Origin of the sequence: Paenibacillus sp. 481 (assembly GCF_021223605.1) — a bacterium.
GTDB lineage: Bacteria > Bacillota > Bacilli > Paenibacillales > Paenibacillaceae > Paenibacillus_B.
The window spans coordinates 5,552,749-5,562,770 of the sequence record NZ_CP075175.1 but is presented as its reverse complement, the minus strand read 5'-3'; the positions used below and the strand labels follow the sequence as shown (position 1 = coordinate 5,562,770).

Below are 10,022 nucleotides of genomic sequence, written 5' to 3'. Positions count from 1 at the left end.
AGGGTTATAGATGAAGTCGATGTTTGAGCAGGAAGAACTTTATTGGCAGGAAAAATTTGACCCCGAAGATGAACTTACGGTGTTGCCTTATCATAAGTCGTCCAACAAAAGCACAGAGCAGGTTGAAACATTTACATTAAGAACATTACATCGTACGCTGCCATCGGAACTGTCGAAGCGAATATTAACATTAGCTAACGGAATCGATATGGCGGTGTATATGATTTTATTAGCAGGCGTAAACGGCTTGCTATCTAAATATACGAACCAAGAGCATATATTAGTAGGTATGCCTACGACTAGTACCTCGCCCGACGCGGATCCACCCATTAATGACTTTGTCATTTTAAAAAATAAGGTGAGCAGCACGACCACGTTCAAATCACTGCTAGGCCAAGTTAAAACGACGATCAGCGAAGCGCTTACGCATCAACAAATTCCTTTCCGAAAAATGGTGCAACAGCTCCCTATACATGTCGATTCTGCAGGTATACCAACCATTAGCACGATTGTTCTGTACAAAAATATACATATTCACACCGTTGCACAACGTGCCGTGGCGGACACCGTGTTTCATTTTGAGACCGAAAATGGCGTCCTGCACTTAAATGTTAGCTTTAATGAACAGCATTATGAGCATGGTTTTATCGAGCAAATGGTGGATCATTTGTTGCGTTTGCTTGAAGTTGTGCTATTTCAGCCAGAGCTTGAGCTGGGTCAAGTAAGCGTGCTATCCGATGAGGAGCAGCATCAACTGCTCACCCTGTTTAATGATACCGAAACGGATTATCCGAAACATAAGACGATACATGAATGGTTTGAGGAGCAGGTGGCTCATACCCCAGATGCAGCAGCCGTTAGTTATGAACAACATACGCTGACGTATCGTGAACTTAATGAGCGAGCGAACCGTTTAGCGAGAACGTTAAGAGGCAAAGGCGTAGAGGCTGAATATTTGGTTGGTCTGCTAGCTGATCGTTCCTTGGATATGATTGTAGGTATTTTAGCTATTTTAAAAGCAGGTGGAGGCTATGTGCCGATTGATCCTGCGTATCCGGCCGATCGTATCCGCTTCATGTTAGAAGACTCTGGCACGAAAATGGTGCTGGCGCAGCGTCACTTACTTGACCGCATTCCGCTGGCTGAGCCGCAGGATGAAGTTGGCGCAGTAGCTGAGCTACAGAATGCAGCTGGCGAAGGGGCCGTGGCGATTGGTGATGTTGCTGTGGCGTTGGAATTGGAGCTGGGTTCGACTAGCGCGCTTGAATCGACGCCGATGTTGGATTCGATTGTAGTGCTGGACGATGAGCAATCGTACAACGCAGACGGTTCGAATTTGGACCTGAACACCGAACCGACTAGTGTAGCTTACGTCATCTATACGTCTGGTACAACGGGCAAGCCGAAGGGTAATTTAACGACTCACCGCAACATCATGCGGGTTGTCAAGCAGACGAATTACATTGAGATTACGGCGCAGGATGCTGTCTTGCAATTGTCAAGCTACGCGTTTGACGGTTCAACGTTCGATATTTATGGCGCACTCCTAAATGGAGCAAGGCTGGCCCTTATTCCGCGTGAGACGCTGCTGGACATCAGCCAACTAGCACATTTTATCGAGCAAGAACGCGTTACGATCACTTTTATTACGACAGCGCTATTTAATGTACTCGTGGATATCGACGCGACTTGCTTGCGGCATATGCGTGCCGTACTCGTGGGTGGAGAGCGGATATCGGTCAATCATGTCCGCAAAGCACTTGCCGTTGTTGGGCCAGGCATCATTAAAAATGCGTATGGGCCAACGGAGAGCACCGTCTTTGCGACATGCTTCGAAGTTACGGAGCTAGATGCAAATACGGCATCTATTCCGATTGGCGCACCGATTAGCAATACGTCCATTTATATCGTAAATCGGGATAACGGACTGCAACCAATCGGCGTTGCTGGCGAGTTGTGCATCGCGGGAGATGGTTTAGCCCGCGGGTACTTGAATCGCCCCGAGTTAACCGCAGCGAAGTTCGTCGCCAACCCGTTCGTAGCTGGTGAACGGATGTATCGCTCAGGAGACTTAGCCAAATGGCTGCCTGATGGCACGATCGAGTATGTTGGGCGCATCGACGATCAAGTCAAAATTCGTGGTTTCCGCATCGAATTGGGTGAAATTGAAGCTCACTTGTTTGCGAAGCCTGCGCTTCAAGATGTGGCCGTTGTTGTCCGCGAGACGGAGGCGGGCGAGAAGCAGCTATGCGCGTATATCGTGGCTGAGTCTGCGGCACATGCGTTTACGATTAGTGGGCTGCGTGAGGAATTGGCCGCTGAACTGCCGGCCTATATGATCCCTGCCTTTTTCGTGCAGCTGGATCGCATGCCCCTCACGCCAAACGGTAAGCTCGATCGCAAAGCGCTGCCTGCGCCAGAGCTTCACTTACAGGCAGCCGCTGCGTATGTGGCACCGCGCACGGAGCTTGAAGCGCAACTTGCACATGTGTGGCAAGAGGTGCTCGGGCTGGATCAGGTCAGTGTGACAGACAGCTTCTTTGACCTTGGTGGACACTCGCTGCGTGCAACGCTGCTCGTAAGCAAGTTGCACAAGCAGCTCGATATTAGCTTGACGCTGCGCGATGTGTTCCGCCACCCTGTTCTCGAACAGATGGCGGAATTCATCACTACGACGGAACAGAAGGAATTTGTCTCCATCCCACAAGCCGAGCTGCAAGCGTATTATCCCGTCTCGTCTGCACAGAAACGAATCTACATTTTGCAGCAGCTGGAAGGTGCGGAGCAAAGCTATAACATGCCAGGCGTCATGCTGCTGGAAGGCCCATTGGATCAGGAGCGGTTTGCAGCAGCTTTCCGCGGGTTGATTGCCCGCCATGACACGCTGCGAACGGGATTCGAAATGGTAAATGGCGAACCCGTGCAACGTATATATCCAGAAGTGCCATTTGCAGTTGAGGTGCTTCACGTCGCCAGCGAAGCAGAAGCAGGTGAAGCTGTTCAGCATTTTGTGCGCGAATTTAACTTGGAGCAACCGCCGTTATTAAGAGTCGGACTCATTGCACTAGCGAGCGAGCGTCACATTTTAATGTTCGATATGCATCATATTATTTCGGATGGTACGTCAATGGGTATTTTGGTGGAAGAGTTTGTCCACCTGTATGCGAAAGAGGAATTGGCACCTTTACGAATTCAGTATAAGGATTATGCAGCTTGGCAGCAGTCTGCTTCGCATAAGGAGCAGTTGGACAAGCACGAAGCGTACTGGCTGGAAGTGCTCGGCGGGCATTTACCCGTATTGGAAATGCCGACTGACTTCACGCGACCTGCGGTGCAAAGTTATGAAGGACATACGTACGAATTTGTAATCGACGCGCAACAGAGCGAGGAACTGCGCCGATTAGCCGCAGAAAGTAGAACGACGTTGTATATGGTACTGCTTGCTGCCTATACAATTTTGCTGCACAAGTATACGGGGCAGGAAGATATTATCGTCGGTACGCCGATTGCGGGTAGAACTCATGGGGACGTACAGCCGTTGATTGGCATGTTCGTCAATACGCTCGCACTGCGCAGTTACCCAGCGGGCGATAAATCGTTTATGTCTTTTTTAGCGGAAGTCAAAGAAACGACCTTAGGTGCGTTCGATCATCAAGACTATCCGTTTGAAGAACTCGTTGAACGTGTTCAAGTAACAAGGGATTTGAGCCGTAATCCCCTGTTTGACGTCATGTTCGCTCTGCAAAATATAGAGCAAGGGGAGTTCGATATCGAAGGGTTGCAACTGAAGCCGTATCCGAGTGAACGTGGAATGGCGAAGTTTGACCTTGATTTGACGGTGACTGAAGGCGACGAGGAGTTGTTGTGCAGCTTTGAGTTTGCGACTGCGTTGTACAAGCAGGACACGATTGCACGGATGGCAGGTCACTTTGAGCAACTGCTCCACCATGTTGTGCGTAATCCGCATGCAACGTTGGCGCAGCTAGGCATCATCACAGCCGCGGAGGCCACGCACATCGTTAACGTATTTAACGATACAGCGGCGGACGTTCCGTTAGCGTGTACGTTGCCGCAAGTCATCGAAGAACAGGCAGCCCGTACGCCTGACGCGATAGCGGTCATCCATGACGGCAATCAGCTGACGTATCGCGAGCTGAATGAGCGTGCCAATCGCTTGGCGCGTAAGCTTAGAGCGAACGGTGTGCAAGCCGAGCAGTTCGTAGGTATTATGGTCGAGCGTTCGTTGGAGATGATGGTCGGAATCTTGGCCATTTTAAAAGCTGGCGGTGCATACGTACCAATCGACCCTGACTACCCTGAGGAGCGCATTCAATATATGTTGCAAGATTCAGGTGCCGCATGGTTATTGACGCAACGTCATCTACAAGCACACTTGCACAATCATGTTGCGTACGCAGGCACGGTGCTCGTTGCCGATGATGAGCAGGTGTATGATGCTGATGGCACGAATGTTCCGTACGTCCATCGGCCGGAACACATTGCGTACGTCATTTATACATCGGGTACGACAGGCAACCCGAAAGGGGTTATAGTGACCCATCAACAAGTATGGAGTTATGTCCATAGCTTTATTGATTATTTCCGCATAAGTGCGAAAGATCGCGTGTTACTGCAAGCTTCCATTTCATTTGATACAACGGTAGAAGAACTGTATCCGGCGCTCGCAACAGGGGCAAGCATTGTCATTGTAAATAAAGACGAAGTCATGGATGGTGCTAAGCTGGCTGAAAAAGTGACGGCAAGCAACGTGACCGTTGTTTCTTGCTCACCGTTGCTATTGAACGAATTGAATGTCTGGCTAACCGCTGATCATTCGGTGAGATTGTTTGTGTCCGGCGGGGATGTATTAAGGAAGGAATATTATTCAAACTTGGCGGCGGCAGAAATCGTTAACTCGTATGGGCCGACAGAAGGTACGGTTTGTGCAACGTACTACCGTTGCCGTAGTACGGAGCATGAGCCAACTAATGTTCCGATCGGCAAGCCGATTGCAAATAAACGGGTCTACATTTTAAATCGCGACCATCAAATGCAGCCGATCGGTGTTGCAGGAGAGCTATGTATTGCGGGAGCAGGCACGGTAAATGGGTACTTGAACCGTCCGGAGCTGACGGCGGAGAAGTTTATTGAAATTTCTCTAGCGGCTGGGGAACAAGCGGAAGAAGCGCGACAAGAGGGACAAGGGGCACAAACGGAACGAATATATTGTACTGGCGATTTGGCAAAATGGCTGCCAGATGGCAACATCGAGTATTTAGGGCGCATTGATGATCAAGTCAAAATTCGCGGCTACCGGATCGAGCTTGGTGAAGTGGAAGCCCATTTGTTGCAGTTGGCGCACATTCAAGAAGCTGCTGCGGTTGCACGGGACGATGAACACGGTGCAAAAGTGCTCTGCGCATACTATGTCGCAGACAAGGATCTTACGGTTAGCGAGCTGCGCACTGCACTATCGCAGGCCGTTCCTAGCTATATGATCCCTTCGTATTTTGTCCAGCTAACGCGCATGCCACTAACCGCGAACGGAAAGCTGGACCGTAAGGCGCTGCCTGCTCCAGAGGGAAGCCTTCACACGGGTACGATGTACGTTGCACCGCGCAACGCGTTAGAAGCGCAATTGGTCGAGCTATGGAAAACGGTGCTCGGACTTTCTACTCAGACGAAAGTAGGCGTGCAGGACAATTTCTTTGATCTAGGCGGCCATTCTTTACGCGCGACTGCGTTAGTAAGCAGGCTGTACAAAGAGATGAACATTCATTTGCCGTTGCGTGATGTATTCCGATACCCTGTGCTGGAAGAGATGGCTCAGGCGATTTCGGGAATGGAGCAGCACACGTATGCAGCCATTTCACGAGTAGAAGAGCGTGACTTCTATCCAGTGTCTTCCGCGCAAAAGCGGCTGTTTATTGTGCAGCAGCTTGAAGGAACAGACACAAGCTACAACATGCCGTTGGTCATGGTCGTGGAAGGAAAGCTTGATCGGAAACGGTTCAACGCGGCGTTTCGTGAGCTAGTAACTCGGCATGAAATTTTGCGTACAGGCTTTGAAATGGTGAATGGTGAGCCTGTGCAGCGAGTGCTGCCTGAAGTGAGCTTTACGGTACAAGTTGTCCAAGCCAATGAAGCAGAGGCCGAACAGCTTGTGCAGCAATTTATTCGTGTATTTGACTTGAATGAACCGCCGTTGCTTCGCGTCGTACTTATCGAACTGACAGAGCAGCGCCATCTGATGATGGTGGATATGCATCATATTGTTTCAGACGGCGTGTCGATGGGCATTTTGGTCGATGAATTTGTTCAGTTATATCGTGGGGAGCAATTGTTTCCTTTACGCATTCAATATAAGGACTATGCCGTATGGCAGCAATCGGAAGCGCAGCATGCGCGAAGCAAGCAGCAGGAGCAGTACTGGTTGGAGCAGCTGCACGGAACGCTGCCTGTGCTGGAAATGCCGACCGATTATGTGCGGCCTGCGATCCAACGGTATGACGGCGGACTCGTTCCGCTGACGATTGATGGGCACATAACTGCGCAGTTGCAAGCCCTTGCTGCGCAGACAGGAACGACGTTATACATGGTATTGCTGTCAGCCTATACGACGTTGCTTCATAAGTATACGGGGCAAGAAGATATTATTGTGGGAACTCCGGTGTCTGGTAGAACACATACGGATTTAGAACCGCTTATCGGGATGTTTGTAAATACGCTCGCGATTCGCAGTTATCCAGCGGGCGAAAAAACGTTTTGGGACTTTTTGCAGCAAACGAAGGAAACGACCCTCGGTGCATTCGAGCATCAGGATTATCCGTTCGAGGAATTGGTCGAGCGGTTGCAGCCAGCGCGGGATTTAAGTCGTAATCCGTTATTTGATACGATGTTCAGTCTGGAAAATACGGAGCAAGGCGACTTCCAAATCGATGAGCTGCAACTCACTTCTTATCCAAGCGAGCATAAGACGGCTAAGTTCGATCTGACTTTCCATGCGGAGCCATTCGAGGATGGTATTGCGTGCGGCTTTGAATATGCGACGGCTTTGTATCGCCACGATACGGTCGAGCGGTTGGCACTGCATTTTAATCAATTGCTTGCAGCTATCGTCGCTGACCCGCATATGAAGCTGTCGGGCTTAAATATAACGACGGCGGATGAACGGGCTCAGTTGGTAGAGAACTTCAATAATACGAATACGGATTATCCACGTGATAGCACGATTCATCAGCTGTTCGAGGCGCAGGTGGAACGCAACCCGCATGCCGTGGCCGTTCGTTATGAGGGTGAAACGCTGACGTACAGTGAACTGAACGAACGGGCAAACCAATTGGCCCGAACGCTGCGAGCCAAAGGTGTTCAGGCGGACGGTTTGGTCGCACTGATGGCCGAGCGGTCGCTCGACATGATAGTAGGGATTTGGGCGATTTTAAAAGCTGGCGGAGCATACGTGCCGATCGATCCCCAGTATCCAGAAGAGCGGATACGCTATATGCTGGAAGACTGTGGGGCGCAAGTTATTTTGGTACAGCGTCATTTGCAGGAGCGAATTCCGGGGGTGTCTGAAGCCGAAGGAGTGGAAGTAGGGCAGCTTGATAAGTTGGATGCTGAAGCTCTTGGTTCCGATAGCGATGCTGAACATGCGGATGAGCAAGCTGTTACAGGCATTGTTAGTCCTGTCGCGACACAAATCGTTATCTTAGATGATGAGCAATCGTTTAGCGAAGATCGTTCGAATTTGGCATTGAACAATGGGGCGACGAACTTAGCTTACGTCATCTATACATCAGGTACAACGGGCAAGCCGAAAGGTAACTTAACGAACCATCGCAACATCATTCGAGTCGTTAAGGACACGAACTATATCGACATTCACGCTGAGGATCGCGTGCTGCAACTATCTAGCTATGCCTTCGATGGCTCCACATTTGATATATACGGTGCCTTATTAAATGGAGCGCAGCTCATTATGATTTCGCAGTCGACACTACAGGAAATTGGACAATTGGCGACCGTCATGGAGCGGGAACGCATCACGGTGACGTTCATCACGACTGCGTTGTTTAACGTGTTGGTAGATATGAATGTAGATTGTTTTAAATATATACGTGCTGTGTTGTTTGGTGGAGAGCGAGTATCGATTAGTCATGTGCGGAAAGCTCTTCAATATTTGGGGCCGAAAAAAATAAAGCATGTGTACGGGCCTACGGAAAGCACGGTTTTTGCTACTTGCCACGATGTGAATGAAATCGATGCAGATGCGGTCACGATTCCGATCGGCCGCCCGCTTAGTCAAACGGCGATTTATATCGTAAATCGCGAACACGAGCTGCAACCTATCGGGGTAGCCGGAGAGTTGTGTGTTGCTGGGGATGGCGTTGCTAGAGGATACTTGAATCGTCTCGACCTTACAGCGGAGAAATTCGTGGACAATCCGTTTGTGTCTGGTGAACGGATGTACCGTACGGGCGATCTGGCGAGATGGCTGCCGGATGGCACGATTGAATATATCGGCCGCATTGACGATCAGGTCAAGATTCGCGGTTTCCGCATTGAGCTGGGCGAGGTGGAAGCTCACTTGTTGAACGTAGCGTCGATACAAGAAGCGACGGTTACGGTATACGAGACAGATGCTGGTGGGAAGCAATTGTGCGCTTATTTTGTGGCAGAACAGGCGATTTCGGGAAGTGAGCTTCGCGGCATTTTAGCACAAGAGTTACCTAGTTATATGATTCCTGCCTACTTTGTACAGCTTGAACGGATGCCGTTGACGCCGAATGGGAAAGTGGATCGTAAGGCACTGCCAGCTCCTGAACAGAGTGTACAAACAGGCACACCATACGTGGCTCCACGCACACCGCAGGAAGCACAATTGGCTCAAATTTGGCAAGAGGTGTTAGGGAGAGAGCGAGTTGGCGTACAGGATAACTTTTTTGAATTAGGCGGACATTCCTTGACTTTAATGCAATTAATTCAACGCGTGTTCAATGAAATGGGCGTCACGATTGCGCTGCATAAAGTGTTCCAAGCACCAACGATTGAAACGATGGCGTTTGAGGTATTAAAATCCGAGTTCGAAGAAAATGACCACAATCCATTTGTTAAATTGAATGAGCATGGGGCGATCAACGTATTTTGCTTACCGCCAGGGGTTGGCTTTGGATTAAGTTATTTGGATTTAGCTAAAAAAATGGACGGCCATTCCGTTCTGTACAGTATTGATTATATTGATGATGCCGACAGCTATGAGGAGATGCTTAATCGATTCGTGGATGCTGTCGTCGAGGTTCAGCCACAAGGACCTTATGTATTACTTGGCTACTCTTTAGGTGGGAATTTAGCGTTTGAAGTGGCCAAAACGATGGAGCAGCGCGGCTATGAGGTGTCGGATATTTTGATGCTCGATTCGACACACAAACGGACGATTGATTCACTAGAGACGTCGGAAAGCGATATTGAGCACATGCTTGAGGCCGAAGACGAGATGGAAAAAGAATTGCTCAGCAATCCGTTTATTCGTGAACGTGTAAAACGGAAAATGAGAGCATATACGACATACGGCGCCCAATTGATTAATACAGGCAGTGTGTCTGCACTTATTCACGGCTTAGTGGCCGATGACGCGGACGTTAACATCGAGGATCAGGCGAATCAATTGTTGTGGAGAGAGGCGACGTTGCAGCCTTATGCCGAATATAAACTGCTGGGGGCGCACGATGAGGTCTTGCTACCAGGATGTATTGACGAGAATGTGAAAGTGATTCAGGCGATTGTGCAAAAAATGTTGAACCGAGCAGTAGAGGGTCGTACAGCGGAGGTTTAGCAGTTGTAATCTTAAATCTAGTTTGTTCACGAAAGTTTGTTCGCGAAAGGGCTGCCACACGGCAGCCCTTTCTTCATGTTGAGCATGCATTTTTAAAGAGTCCAAGAGGCCCAGCGCTGGAAAGAGTTAAATCGTTAATTGACGCTTACGATTCGCCATTTTTAATTATTGTGCCGTGTTCTTTGCCACT

General features: G+C 49.5%; 1 protein-coding gene. It reads left to right on the top strand.

Annotated elements, in window-relative coordinates; all coding sequences use genetic code 11:
• Positions 1 to 10 precede the first annotated feature (10 nt).
• The gene (locus KIK04_RS23780) at positions 11 to 9,832 is read left to right on the top strand and encodes a non-ribosomal peptide synthetase (RefSeq protein WP_232276255.1); all 9,822 of its coding nucleotides are present in this window, start codon (positions 11 to 13) and stop codon (positions 9,830 to 9,832) included.
• Positions 9,833 to 10,022 lie beyond the last annotated feature (190 nt).